This window comes from Mesorhizobium sp. M0983, assembly GCF_040318975.1.
GTDB lineage: Bacteria > Pseudomonadota > Alphaproteobacteria > Rhizobiales > Rhizobiaceae > Mesorhizobium.
The window spans coordinates 40,317-51,830 of sequence record NZ_JAMYNH010000001.1; the positions used below are offsets into that span (position 1 = coordinate 40,317).

Below are 11,514 nucleotides of genomic sequence, written 5' to 3' on the forward strand. Positions count from 1 at the left end.
GCTGACGCTTACGGTCCTGGACTGGGCCGGGGCGCTCCTCGCCTGGCCCGCCTTCATCTGGCTTTTCGTGGTGGGTGCCTGATGTACGCCGTCCAACAGGATCTGGTCGACCGCTTCGGCGCCACTGAACTGATCCAGCTCACGGATCGGACGAACATACCGCCGAGCACGATCGACGGCGTCGTGGTCGGCCGCGCCCTGGCGGACGCCGACGGCGTCATCGACGGCTATATCGGCAAGCAGTTCACCCTGCCGCTTAACGTCGTGCCTCCGGTCCTGGTGAAGGTCGCTGCGGATCTCGCGCGCTACTATCTGCATGGCGAGGCGGCCGACAAGGACAGCATCGTTTCGCGCAACTTCGCCGCCGCGATCTCCTGGCTGAAGGACGTCTCGAAGGGTCTCGTCCTGATCGAGGAGGAAGGCGAGACGCCCGAACAGGCCGGCGGCGGCGCCATCAAGACCAGTGCGCCGAACCGCGTGTTCACCCGCGACAAGCTGCGGGGCTTCTGATGGCGACCGAAGGCATCCAGATCCGCCTCGTCGACCAGGCCGTGCTGGCGACACTCGATCGCATCGAGCGCCTGGCCGAACATCCCAGGACGATCATGTCGGCGATCGCCGCATACCTGGTCACCTCGACCCAGCGGCATTTCGAGCGCGAGACCGGCCCGGCTGGTAAGTGGCAGCGGCTCAGCCCGCGCACGGCCGCCAAGCGCATCGGGCGCGGCCAGCGCGGCTATGGCCACATGCTGCGCGTCACCAACCGGCTCTACAGCTCCATCACCGGCGAGGCGACGGAAACCGAAGCGGCGGTCGGAACGAACCTGCTCTATGCCGCCATCCAGCAGCTCGGCGGCGAGGTGAAGATCCCGGCGCGCGAGCAGGATCTGCATTTCGGCAAGACCAATCGCGGCCGCCGCTTCGTCAAGGCCTCGCGCAAGCGCAAGGAAACGGTCCGCGTCTCGATCGGCGCGCACTCGATCACCATCCCGGCGCGGCCCTATCTCTACGTCGACGAGGAGGACCAGGCCGAGATCCTGCGTATAGCCGAGGACGCCTTTCGCGCCGAAGCCGATGGCGGAGCCCGGCCATGACGCTGTCCGCAGAATTCCAGCAGCGCCTGCGCGATATCGACCCGCCGCTCTTTCGGCTGATTGCAGGCGCCGCCGCCTGGGCCTCGCTCAGTGGCGAACCGAAGACGACGCCCGCGGCCTTCGTCCTGGTCGAGGAAGAGCACAGCGGTGAAAACGAGCGCATGACCGGCAACGTACTGCAGCGCACCGAGGCTGATGTCGCTGTCATCATCGTCACCCGCAACGTCTCCGATGGCACCGGCGGGGCCGCTGCCGACGACATCGAAATCCTCAAGGACGCGGTACGCGGCGCCTTGATCGGTTTCGAGCCGACCAGCGTCAACAATGCCGACGTTGTCGAGCACATCTCGTCGAACCTTCTCAAAGCCAAGAACGGCCACGTCTGGCAGCGCGAGCTGTTCGGCGCCGGTTACTACCTCGTGGAGAAAAGCTGACATGGCAAAGATCGAAACGCCGATCGCCGGCGGTGCGTACAACCGGCACAAGGATGGAACGCTGGAGCGGATCGAGGGCACCGAGCCCGCGCCGCCGCCCGGCACGGAGGCCGAGCCGGTACCGGCGGGCACGGACGAACCATTGGCGGCCGAAACCGGCGCGCCCAGGAAGGGGAAATAGACTATGTCGATCCGCCGCTGGAAGAAGCTTTCCGCCCTCATCAAGATGGATGCCACGTACGGCGTCGATGCCGTGCCGACCGGTGCCGCCAATTACATCCAGCTCTCCGACGCGGTCTTCACGCCGCTCGCCGGCGACGAGGAGGCTCGCAATCTGATGCAGCCGTTCCTCGGGCACCAGGGCGTCTTGCTGACCGGCGACTATGGCCAGTTCAATTTCTCGGTCGAGATCGCCGGCGCCGGCGCCCTCGGCACGGCACCGGCCTATGGCCCGCTGCTGCGCTCCTGCGGCTTTGCCCAGGTGATCTCGGCCGGCGTCGACGTCCAGTATGATCTGATCCACGACGCCTTCGAGAGCAGCGGGCTCTATTACAACTCCGATGGCGTCAAGCATGTGCTGCTGGGCCTGCGCGGCAGCGTCTCGCTCGGCTTCATACCGAAGCGCATCCCGCGCTTCCAATTCTCGATGAAAGGCTTGGTCGGGACCATCACCGATGAAGCCTTGCCCGTCGTCACCAAGACAATGTGGATCGACCCGGTGGTGGTCTCCAAGGCCAACACGGTGATGGCGCTGCATGGCTGGACCGCGATCGCCGAGAGCCTCAACATCGACACCGGCTCGCAGGTCGTGCCGCGCCACCTGATTGGCGAGGAGAGCATCGAGATCACCGACCGTTCAGTGACTGGTACCGCCGTCGTCAAGGCGACATCGCTTGCCACCAAGGATTGGTTCTCGATCGCCCGCGCCCACACCAAGGCCGCGCTGGCGCTTACCCACGGCACGGTGGGCGGCAACACGGTGGCGATCGACAGCGACAAGGTGCAGATCGGCCGGCCGGCAGAGGGCCAGAGCGACAACATCCGCAACTATTCGCTGCCGCTGATGCTGACCAGCCTCGGCTCCACCGAGCTGAAGATCACCGTCAAATAAAGACGGCTTCAACGCCTCTAAAACCGCCGTTCAAACCTCAGGAAAGTGCCCCCATGAAATTTGTTATGACCAAGGAATATCGCTACTGGTGGCCGGTCAAGATCGAGCGCCCAGATCCGGTCAACCCCGGCAAGTGGCAAACCCAGAGCTACATGCACGAGTTCGTCGGCGTCAGCGAAGACGAGGCCAAGGAACTCGAAAAAGAGATCGCGGCGCTGGCGACGGCCGAGGAGAAGAGCGCTCGCCAGCACGATCTGATCATGAAGGCCAGCCGCAACTGGCGCGACGTCATCGGCGACGACAAGAACCCGGTCGAATTCTCCGAGGAGCTGCTGCGCCAGGCGCTCCAGGATACCTGGTACCGGGTCGGGCTCTACAACGCCTACGCCAGTTCGCTCGCCAGCCCGGCGGCCCGAAAGGGAAACTGACAGAGGCCGCGCGCGCCTGGGCGCTGGCACGGGAAGGCTTGACCGACCCGACCCGCCCTTCGCGGCCCGATGACCAGGCGCGGCAGGATGCCGAGGCGTTGGGCGTCCCGCCCGAGAACCTGCCCGATGATGCAGACGACGACGAAGAGAGCGACGTGTTCGAAGTGTGGGACATCAACATGCCATCGGTAGTGCTGTTTCTCGGCTGCGAGACACAGTGGCGCGTCGTCGCGCGCGGCATGCAGGGCCTGCTCTACTGGCTCGGCATCGACTATGCGGCGGCCGCTGTACTGCTGCGGGCGCGGCCGAAGCGTGAGAAGAAGCGCTATCCGGACGGCCGGCTGCTCAATGATCTGCGCGACATGGAGATCGCCGCGCGCGAAATCATGAACGAGGTGCGCGAGTGAGCCTCAATCTCGCCCTCGTCATCAGCGGCGACGCTGCCGGTGCGACTGCGGCGGCCGGCGCCACGGCAGCGTCGGTCCGCACGGTCGGCGTCGAGGCGGCCCGCACCTCGGCGGCGCTCACCGCCGCCAACGACCAGGCGGCGGCATCGTCACGTCGGGTGACTGAAGCCTTGACAGGCCAGGAGGCGGTGCAGAAGCGCATCCAGGGGATCGTGGCGGCCTATGCCGGCATGAAGGGACCGACCGACGACGCAACCTATCGGCAACGCGCCACCGACATAGCGGCCTATGGGGCGGCGCTTGACCGGATCAAAGCCACTTACGATCCATTGTTTGCGGCGCAGACGCGGTATCGGACGGCAGTCGAGGCAATCAACCAGGCTGAGCGCACTGGTGCGATCAGCGGCTCCTTGGCGATCGACGCACGTTTGCGAGAGACGGTCGCCCTCAACAGCCAGATCAGCGCCTTGACTGGCTTGGCCGCAGCCCAGAAAAATGCTGCGCAATCCATGGTCAACCGGGTCACCATTGTGCCCGATCGCGGTTCCGACATCGCTGCTTATGGCGACGAACTGGACCGGCTGAGGGCCCGCTTCAACCCGCTCTATGCCGCCTCAAAGCAATACGAGGCCGAGCTGACAGAGCTCAACAACGCGCACAGGGTCGGCGCCTTCACCAGCGCCAAGGAATACGATCTGGCGCTCACGAATCTGAACGATCGTTATACGATGCTCGGCCGAGCATCGGGCCAGATAGTGACGGGGCTGGGCTCCGTTGCAGGCGCGGCACGCCTGACTTCCTCGCAGCTGCTCAACCTGTCGCGGCAAGGCAACGACGTCGTCACCATGTGGGCGCTCGGCGCGTCGCCGATGATGATTTTCGCATCGCAAGCCGGCCAAATCTATGACGCGCTGGAGAGCGGGCCGAAAGGTCTGCGCGGCTCGCTGGCGGCGATCAGGGCATCGCTGGCATCGACGGCGAGGTCCTTCATCGGCTTCGTCGGGCCGGTCGGGCTGATCGCGGCCGGTGTCGGCGTGGCCGGCGCCGCCTTTGCGGCCTATTCGCTCCTGTCGCGCGAAGCAACCAAATCGCTCGACGGGGCGCTGAAGGACCATCTCGATCTCATCAAGAAAGTCGGCGAGGGTTGGAAAGACACTGAAAATGCCGTGCGTGGCGTTGGCCGGGAGTCCCAGACCGTTCTGTCGTTCCAATCGATGCAGGCGGTCAACGAACTCCGAAAATCGGTGGACGCGGGCACCGGCCAAAACCTGCAAAATCAGTTCGGTGGCTCGGAAGCCTTCACTGGAATACCTGGCTCCGGCCTCCCGCAAGACCAGTTCCAGATCTTCGACCGTTACAAGATCGGCGGCCTTGAGCCGGTGGTCAATCAGTTCATCAAGTCCGCCCAGACCGGCTATCCCGATGTCGTCAAGTTCAACGATGCCGTTGCGGCATTGGGCCAAGCCCCCGGAGCATCCGCCGAGCTCAAGAAACGCGTCGCGGAAATTCTAGGCTTCACCGCGACTCTCGCCGAGGCGCAGCGGGCCGTCCAAGAGTACGATCGCAATATCGGTCCAGGCGGCCTGATCAGGAGCGGCAGCGCATTCAACCAGCGCGACATGAAGGCCTATGACGAATGGAAGCTGGCGGACGACGCCGCTCACAACCAGCGCATAGGCGGCTTCCAGGCGCAATTGCAGGAGATGAACGCAAGATCGCCGGTGGAGAAACAGGCCGCCGCCGAGGCCGCGGCGCGCGCCCAGATCAACGCCAGCGAGAGCGCGGCCGCTCGCGCCGACCGCATCGACATCGCCGGCAAGCTTGCACTGGCCAATGCGACGAAGAGCCTTGTGGACGCGCAGAAGGAGCGTCTGCGCTCGCTCGACCAGACGGTTGCCGCGCAGCAGCTGGAGATCAGCCTGGTCGGCAAGACGGCCGCCGAGGCGGCGGGGCTGCGCATGGCCTTTCAGCTCGAACAGGCGGTCCGCGAGGAAGCCGCCCGAAACAACGTTCCTGCCGACGAGGCCGAGATCCGGCGCATCAGGGAAAAAGCCGCCGAATATGGCCGGCTCAGCGCCATTCAATCGGCTCGCGCCGCCATCTTCGAGCAGGGTCAGGATATCGAGACCCAGCGCGCCGAGCTTGCGCTGGTCGGGGCGAGTACCGCGGCCCATGATCGCGTCATCGCCGCCCTGACGACAGAGCAGCAGATCCGCCAGCTCGGCATCGACCTCTACGGCAAGGAAGCCGAGGCGATGCGCGCCAACACGGCGGAATTGTCGGCAATGGCGGAGGCCAAGGCCCGCGCCAATCTGGCGCGTGACCTGCAGTTCGAGCGCGACCAGCTCGGACGTTCGCCGATCGAAGCGACGGTGGCCGACCGGCTGAAAGGAGCCGGCCTCGCAGTCGACCTCAATTCCGAGGCTGCGGCGATGATCCGCATGAACGAGCTGCTCAAGCAGCAGAAGCAGCTCTGGGAGGACGTTCGCGAGACCGGCGTCGATGCGATCGGCAACATCGTCGACAGCGCCGTGGGCGGTTTTGCCGATATCGACAGCGTTCTCAAGAGTGCAGCCGACGACGTGCTGAAGCAGCTGACCCAGCTCGGCATCAAGAACCCGATTGCCAATGCGGTCTACAACAAAGGCCTGCCGACGCTGGACAGCATTGGCGGGATTGGCGGCTTCATTGGCACGCTGCTCGGCGGTCCGCAGCCCGCCGGCGGCCAGTCGGTCGGGGCCATGGACGTGCAGGCCGGTGTCGTCAACATCAACGGCGCGCTGGGCATCGGCGGCGGTACTGGTGGCGGTCCGCTGGGCGCGATTACCCGTCTGCTCTCTGGCGCCAACGACAACGGCGCGACCGGCGGCGCGGCCGCGTCGGCCACGTCGCAGAGCGGCATCGGCGCCCAGATCTGGAATTTCTTCGCCGGCAAGGGTCTCCAGTCGCACCAGATCGCCGGCATCATGGGGAATCTGACCGCCGAAAGCGGGCTCAACCCCAATGCCGTCAACCCCAATGGTGGCGCCAGCGGCCTGCCGCAATGGCTGGGCGGAAGGCTGTCCGGACTGCTGTCGGCCAATGGCGGCAAGGTGCCGGGCGTCGGCGGGCAGCTCGACTATATCTGGAAGGAGCTGCAGGGGCCGGAGAGCGGCGTGCTGAAGCGGTTGCTGGGCTCGACCGATGTTCGCTCCGCGACCGGCGCCTTCGCCGGCTTCGAGCGGGCCGAGGGCTGGTCGCAGGCTAATCCGGAAAACATCGCACTCTGGCAAAAGCGGCTGACCGCCTCGCAGGACGCGCTGGCCAGGTTCCAGGGCACGGCAAACGTCGCCACGAAAGACCTCGGCACCTTCGGCGGCGGGCTCGGCCAGCTCGGCAATGCGCTCAGCCAGTTCCCGGCTGCGCCGGCGGGCGGCGGTCTGTCCGGGTTTTCCGGCATCTGGTCTATGATCAGTGGCTTCTTCAGGTCGCCGGCAGCCTGGTCGGCGATCCAGTCGGGCACCGCCGGCCTCTACGATGTTGGCGGCCCGACCGGCGGTAGCGACCCGAACAAGGTCGCCGGCCTCGTCCACGAACAAGAGTACGTCATGGACGCGCCCGTGGTGCGCGCGCTCGGCGTTCCGTTCCTGGACAATCTGCGGCGCTCGGCCAGGTCCGGGCGCCACGGCCGCCTCGAAGATGCCGGCGCCCAAATGGAAGGTGGCTACCCGGTGCCTCGGTCAGGATCACGCGCCGGCGGCGGTGGCGGGGCGGTTATCGAGTTCAGGCACGACACGGTAGTGCACAACTACGGCAACAGCAGTGTGCGCACCGAAGAGACGGACGATGGCAAGGGCGGGCGCCGCACCGAGGTGATCGTCGGCGAGCAGATGGCGGCCGAGATGAACAGGCCGGGCAGTGCGGCCAATCGCACCTTGAACGCGCGCGGCGCCAGACAGCCGGTGAAACGCCGATGAGCCTGGTCTGGTACCCGCCCGAGCTGCCGAGGCCGGAACGCGCGCCCTACCAGGTGACGCGCGGCGACGGCCGCACCCGCAGAGCCGAAGACGCAGGCCCGCCGAACGTGCGGCGCCGCTTCTCGGCGGTCGCCGACACCGTGGCGTTTTCGACGGTGCTGACCAGGGCGCAACTTGCCCGCTTCGACCGCTGGTACAACGAGGAGATCAAGCAGGGCACGCAGCCTTTCCTGATGCCGGCATGGGACACGGACGGCCTGCCGCTGCTGACCGATGACGGCACGCCGCTCACCACCGAGGACGGCACCCCAATCCTGATCGCCGAGACGTGGCTTTGCCTCATCGGCCAGCAGATGCCGGCACGCGCGCCGAGCTCGCCGAGCAGCGTCCAGTGGCGCGTTTCCTTCGAGATCGCGGTGATGCCATGAGGCGCGTCTCGCTCAATGCCCGTCTGGCTCTCGACCAGGTCGCGACCGACGAGCTGGAGGTGGTGCTGGTCATTATCGAACATCCGCTGCTCGATGCCCCGGTGCGGCTTTCGTCCGACAATGCCGACAGGATCTCGGTCGAGCCGCTGATGTACGGCACCCGCTCGACCTGGCGTACCGGTGACGGCTCGCCGTTTCTCTTTATCATGCTCGACGCGCTCGTCCCCGACGAGGAAGACGACGCGCCGGCGCAGGCCTCGCTGGTGCTGGAGATCCTCGACAGCGACATCGCCGACATCCTCACCGCGACCACGGTGCAGGCGACCTGCCACATGGCGATCGTCCTGGCGTCGAGCCCGGACAACGTCGAGGCCGAATGGATCGGCCTGCTGATGACCGAGGCCGACGGCGACAGCGGCCAGGTGTCGATCAAGTTCTCGATGGAGCCGATCACCGACGAGCCGTACCCGGCCGACCGCATGACCAAGGAACGCTTTCCGGGGCTGCACCGATGAGCCTGATGACAGCCCCGGGCGACCTTCGCTGGACGCAGGCCTTCATCGGGCTACCCTTTGCCGACAAAGGCCGCGACTGGTCGGGCTGTGACTGTTGGGGTTTCGTGCGCCTGGTCCATGCCGAGCATGCCGGCAACGATCTGCCGTCCTATGCCGGCCTCGGCGCGGCCGAGCGGCGGGAGATCGCAGGCATCGTCGCCCGCGAAGCGCAGTCAGCGCTCTGGCTGAAAGTCGAGACACCGCAGGCGCTCGACATTCTCTGGTTCCGGCGCGGCCGCCTCGACGCCCATTGCGGCCTCTACCTCAGGCCCGGGCTGATGATGCACATGGTCGAGGAGGACTGCTCCAAGATCGAGCGCTTCGACGATGGCTCGCCTTGGCAACACCGCCTGACCGGCGTCTACCGTTGGCGAGGTGGCGCATGAGCGTCCACGTCACGGCCGCACCCATCGCCTTCCAGCCCGACCACGCCCGCGTCGAGCTGACGCTGCCTGAAGGGATGACCATCGCCGAAATGGTAGCCATGGCGCTTCCAGGTGCTGCCGGACCGGTGCTGGAGCGCACCCGCGTCGCGCTGGTCAGGGGCGACGGCGTCCAGGTGGTGCCGCGCGCGCTCTGGCACCGGGCGCGGCCGCATGCCGGCGTTCATGTCGTCATCCGCGTCATCCCAGGCAGCACCGCGCTGCGATCGGTGCTGCAGATCCTCGTAACGGTTGCCGCGACGGCTATCGCCACGTTCTTTTTCCCCGCTGGCGCCACTCTGCTGGGATCGGAAGCGCTCGCCGGCCTGGCCAAAGGCGTCCTGACCCTCGGCCTGACGGCACTGGGCGGGCTGCTGATCAATGCGCTGCTGCCGCTGCCCGGCCCCGAAAAGCCCGAGAAATCGACCTTCGCCATCGCCGGCTGGCAAAACCAGTTCACGCCCGACGCGCCAGTGCCGGTGGTCATGGGCACGCATCGCTACGCGCCGCCTTTCGGCTCAATGTCCTACATCGAGGTGGTCGGCGACTGGCTTTATGTGCGCGCCACATTCCTGCACGGCTACGGCCCGCTGGAGATCAGCCAGGAGAAGCTCGGCGACACGCTGCTGACCAAGTACGACGAAGTCCAGCTCGAGACCCGGCTCGGCTATGCCGACGACGAGCCGCTGTCGCTGGTCACCAGCCAGGTGCTGGAGGAAAAGGTCGGCGCCGATCTCGACCGGCCCTTCATCCGCGACGACATGGGCGATCCGGTCAAGCCGCTGGTTTCCGAGGCCAAGCCGATCAGCCGCTTTACCGCCCGCGACACCGCCTGGTCGATAGCCATCCTGTCGTTCCCGGCCGGGCTGATCATGATCGAGGAGGACGGCGACAAGAAGCCGCTGGCCGTCGCCTTCAAGCGGCGCTATCGGCTGGTCGGCACGGAGGCGTGGACGGTGCTGCCTCTCCTTACCGTCCGCAACAAGAAGGCCGCCGGCTTCTTCCGCGCCGACCGCATCGATTACCCGGTGCGCGGCGCCTATGAGGTCGAATACGAGCGCCTGAAAGACTCCGAGCAGGCGTCGTCGTCCGGCCCGCAATACATCATGAACTGCACCTGGGTGGTGCTGCAGAGCTGGCGGCCGGAATACCCGTTCAATTTCCGCAAGCCGGTCGCCATCCAGGCGCTGCGCATCAAATCGACGGCGCAGCTCAACGGCACGCTCGACAGCTTCAATGCGCTGGTCAAACGCCTCGCGCCCGACTGGGACGCAGGCACCGGCAGCTGGATCGTCAGAGCGACCAGGAACCCGGCCTCGCTGGCGCTGTTCGCACTGCGCGGCCCAGGCCTGTATCGGCCAAAGCCGGATGCCGAGATTGATTTTCCGGCGTTCCAGGACTGGCATGAGTTCTGCGCGGCCAAGGGCCTTGCCTATAACCGCATCCACGACTTCGAGGCGAAGTTTGGGGAGACCCTGGCGGCGATCGGCGCCGCCGGCCGCGCCGCCGTCAAATGGAACGGCAGCAAATGGACCGTCGTCATCGACCGGCCGCGTGAGCTTGTCGTCGACCACGTCAATCCGAGGAATTCCTCCGACTTCCGCTGGTCTCCCTCCTATTTCGAGCCGCCGCACGCGCTGCGCGTGCCGTTCATCGACGAGACCAACGACTATCAGCAGGCCGAGCGCCTTGTGCCGTGGCCCGGCCATGTCGGGGCAATCGACATCACCGAGGAGCTGAAGCTGCCCGGCAAGACCAATCCGGACGAGATCTGGCGCGAGGCGCGGCGCCGGCAATACGAGATCATGAACCGGGCCGTCAGATATTCGGCCGTGCAGCAAGGCACCGCGCGCACGGCAACCACCGGCGACCTGGTGGTGGCCTCGCGCGATGTGCTGAAGCGGGCCATGCATTCGGCGCGCGTCAAGGCGGTGCGCGGCGATCACGTCGAGATCGACGACGTCTTCACCATGGAAGCCGGCGAGACCTACGCAATCCGCTTCCGGCAATTCGATGCCGCCGACACGATCGGCATCAGCGTGGTCAGGACGATCGCCACCATCGCCGGCGAGAGCGGCGCGGTGCGGCTGACCGGCAGCGGCGAGAAGCCTAAGCCCGGCGACATCCTCCATTTCGGCCCCGCCTCGCTCGACAGCATCCCGCTGATCGTTTCCGGCATCACGCGCGGCAAGAACAACTCGACGGTGCTGTCGATGCTTCCGGCGGCTCCCATTATCGACGAGCTGACCGACGCCGAAGTGCCGCCGGCCTGGTCAGGCCGTGTCGGCGCCGAGATCGACCTGTCCCTGATCCCACCGGCAGTACCGAAGTTCACGGGCATCGAAACCGGCACGGTCGACACCGGCGACGCCAACGGTCTGACCGTCATGATTTCCGCCGGGACGTCGAACGCGATCGCCGTTGCCGCCTTCAAGCTGCAGACCAGGCTCGCCGGCGCGCTTGTTTGGCAGCCGCCACTGTCCTGCTCGCCGGCTGAGGGCGCCTTCGACGTGACCGGCTACCTGTTCGGCGACGAGGTCGAGCTGCAGGCCTGGGCGGTCAGCGTCGCCGGCGTCGAGAGCGATCTGACCGACATCATTTCCGTGATTATCGGTGCCGACGACTTCGTGCCGCCGTTGGCGGCGAACTCTTTCCTTTTGCTCGTGCTCTAGAGGGACAC

General features: G+C 66.2%; 12 protein-coding genes. All 12 read left to right on the forward strand.

Going from position 1 to position 11,514, the window contains the following annotated elements; all coding sequences use genetic code 11:
- Positions 1 to 81 precede the first annotated feature (81 nt).
- From NKH71_RS00345 to gpJ, 12 genes are read left to right on the forward strand one after another with little or no spacing between them, the layout of a single operon-like run.
- Positions 82 to 510 carry a gp436 family protein gene (locus NKH71_RS00345; protein WP_352894071.1) on the forward strand — a complete coding sequence of 143 codons (429 nt, stop codon included), beginning with the start codon at positions 82 to 84 and terminating at the stop codon, positions 508 to 510.
- On the forward strand, positions 510 to 1,094 hold the full coding sequence (locus NKH71_RS00350) for a phage virion morphogenesis protein (protein ID WP_352876585.1): 585 nt from the start codon (positions 510 to 512) through the stop codon (positions 1,092 to 1,094). Before NKH71_RS00345 ends, NKH71_RS00350 begins: the two co-directional genes overlap by 1 nt.
- Positions 1,091 to 1,528, forward strand: a complete 438-nt coding sequence (locus NKH71_RS00355) for a phage tail terminator protein (RefSeq protein WP_352795483.1) — start codon at positions 1,091 to 1,093, stop codon at positions 1,526 to 1,528. Before NKH71_RS00350 ends, NKH71_RS00355 begins: the two co-directional genes overlap by 4 nt.
- A 1-nt stretch (position 1,529) precedes the next feature.
- Positions 1,530 to 1,709, forward strand: coding sequence for a hypothetical protein (locus NKH71_RS00360; protein ID WP_352571316.1), 180 nt, complete (start codon positions 1,530 to 1,532; stop codon positions 1,707 to 1,709).
- Between the two features lie 3 nt (positions 1,710 to 1,712).
- Positions 1,713 to 2,639, forward strand: coding sequence for a phage tail tube protein (locus tag NKH71_RS00365; RefSeq protein WP_352894074.1), 927 nt, complete (start codon positions 1,713 to 1,715; stop codon positions 2,637 to 2,639).
- 53 nt (positions 2,640 to 2,692) lie between these two features.
- Positions 2,693 to 3,067: a hypothetical protein gene (locus tag NKH71_RS00370; protein WP_352894076.1), complete on the forward strand. Its 375-nt coding sequence runs from the start codon at positions 2,693 to 2,695 to the stop codon at positions 3,065 to 3,067.
- A gap of 38 nt (positions 3,068 to 3,105) precedes the next feature.
- Positions 3,106 to 3,474, forward strand: a complete 369-nt coding sequence (locus NKH71_RS00375) for a DUF1799 domain-containing protein (protein WP_352894077.1) — start codon at positions 3,106 to 3,108, stop codon at positions 3,472 to 3,474.
- A complete protein-coding gene (locus NKH71_RS00380; protein WP_352894078.1) occupies positions 3,471 to 7,430 on the forward strand; it encodes a phage tail tip lysozyme in 3,960 nt (1,319 codons plus the stop codon). Before NKH71_RS00375 ends, NKH71_RS00380 begins: the two co-directional genes overlap by 4 nt.
- Positions 7,427 to 7,858: a hypothetical protein gene (locus NKH71_RS00385; protein WP_352516656.1), complete on the forward strand. Its 432-nt coding sequence runs from the start codon at positions 7,427 to 7,429 to the stop codon at positions 7,856 to 7,858. Before NKH71_RS00380 ends, NKH71_RS00385 begins: the two co-directional genes overlap by 4 nt.
- Complete coding sequence (locus tag NKH71_RS00390; protein WP_352894080.1) at positions 7,855 to 8,373, forward strand: DUF1833 family protein; 519 nt, start codon at positions 7,855 to 7,857, stop codon at positions 8,371 to 8,373. The genes NKH71_RS00385 and NKH71_RS00390 overlap by 4 nt, the downstream gene beginning before the upstream one ends.
- The gene (locus NKH71_RS00395; RefSeq protein ID WP_352894083.1) at positions 8,370 to 8,798 is read left to right on the forward strand and encodes a C40 family peptidase; all 429 of its coding nucleotides are present in this window, start codon (positions 8,370 to 8,372) and stop codon (positions 8,796 to 8,798) included. Before NKH71_RS00390 ends, NKH71_RS00395 begins: the two co-directional genes overlap by 4 nt.
- On the forward strand, positions 8,795 to 11,506 hold the full coding sequence (gene gpJ / locus NKH71_RS00400) for a TipJ family phage tail tip protein (RefSeq protein WP_352894086.1): 2,712 nt from the start codon (positions 8,795 to 8,797) through the stop codon (positions 11,504 to 11,506). Before NKH71_RS00395 ends, gpJ begins: the two co-directional genes overlap by 4 nt.
- The last annotated feature ends 8 nt before the right edge of the window (positions 11,507 to 11,514 follow it).

What these genes read in the sequence shown, in the direction of transcription:
- NKH71_RS00345 (WP_352894071.1), top strand. Translation starts at nt 82, where the DNA reads ATGTACGCCGTCCAACAGGATCTGGTCGACCGCTTCGGCGCCACTGAA.
- NKH71_RS00350 (WP_352876585.1), top strand. Translation starts at nt 510, where the DNA reads ATGGCGACCGAAGGCATCCAGATCCGCCTCGTCGACCAGGCCGTGCTG.
- NKH71_RS00355 (WP_352795483.1), top strand. Translation starts at nt 1,091, where the DNA reads ATGACGCTGTCCGCAGAATTCCAGCAGCGCCTGCGCGATATCGACCCG.
- NKH71_RS00360 (WP_352571316.1), top strand. Translation starts at nt 1,530, where the DNA reads ATGGCAAAGATCGAAACGCCGATCGCCGGCGGTGCGTACAACCGGCAC.
- NKH71_RS00365 (WP_352894074.1), top strand. Translation starts at nt 1,713, where the DNA reads ATGTCGATCCGCCGCTGGAAGAAGCTTTCCGCCCTCATCAAGATGGAT.
- NKH71_RS00370 (WP_352894076.1), top strand. Translation starts at nt 2,693, where the DNA reads ATGAAATTTGTTATGACCAAGGAATATCGCTACTGGTGGCCGGTCAAG.
- NKH71_RS00385 (WP_352516656.1), top strand. Translation starts at nt 7,427, where the DNA reads ATGAGCCTGGTCTGGTACCCGCCCGAGCTGCCGAGGCCGGAACGCGCG.
- NKH71_RS00390 (WP_352894080.1), top strand. Translation starts at nt 7,855, where the DNA reads ATGAGGCGCGTCTCGCTCAATGCCCGTCTGGCTCTCGACCAGGTCGCG.
- NKH71_RS00395 (WP_352894083.1), top strand. Translation starts at nt 8,370, where the DNA reads ATGAGCCTGATGACAGCCCCGGGCGACCTTCGCTGGACGCAGGCCTTC.
- gpJ (WP_352894086.1), top strand. Translation starts at nt 8,795, where the DNA reads ATGAGCGTCCACGTCACGGCCGCACCCATCGCCTTCCAGCCCGACCAC.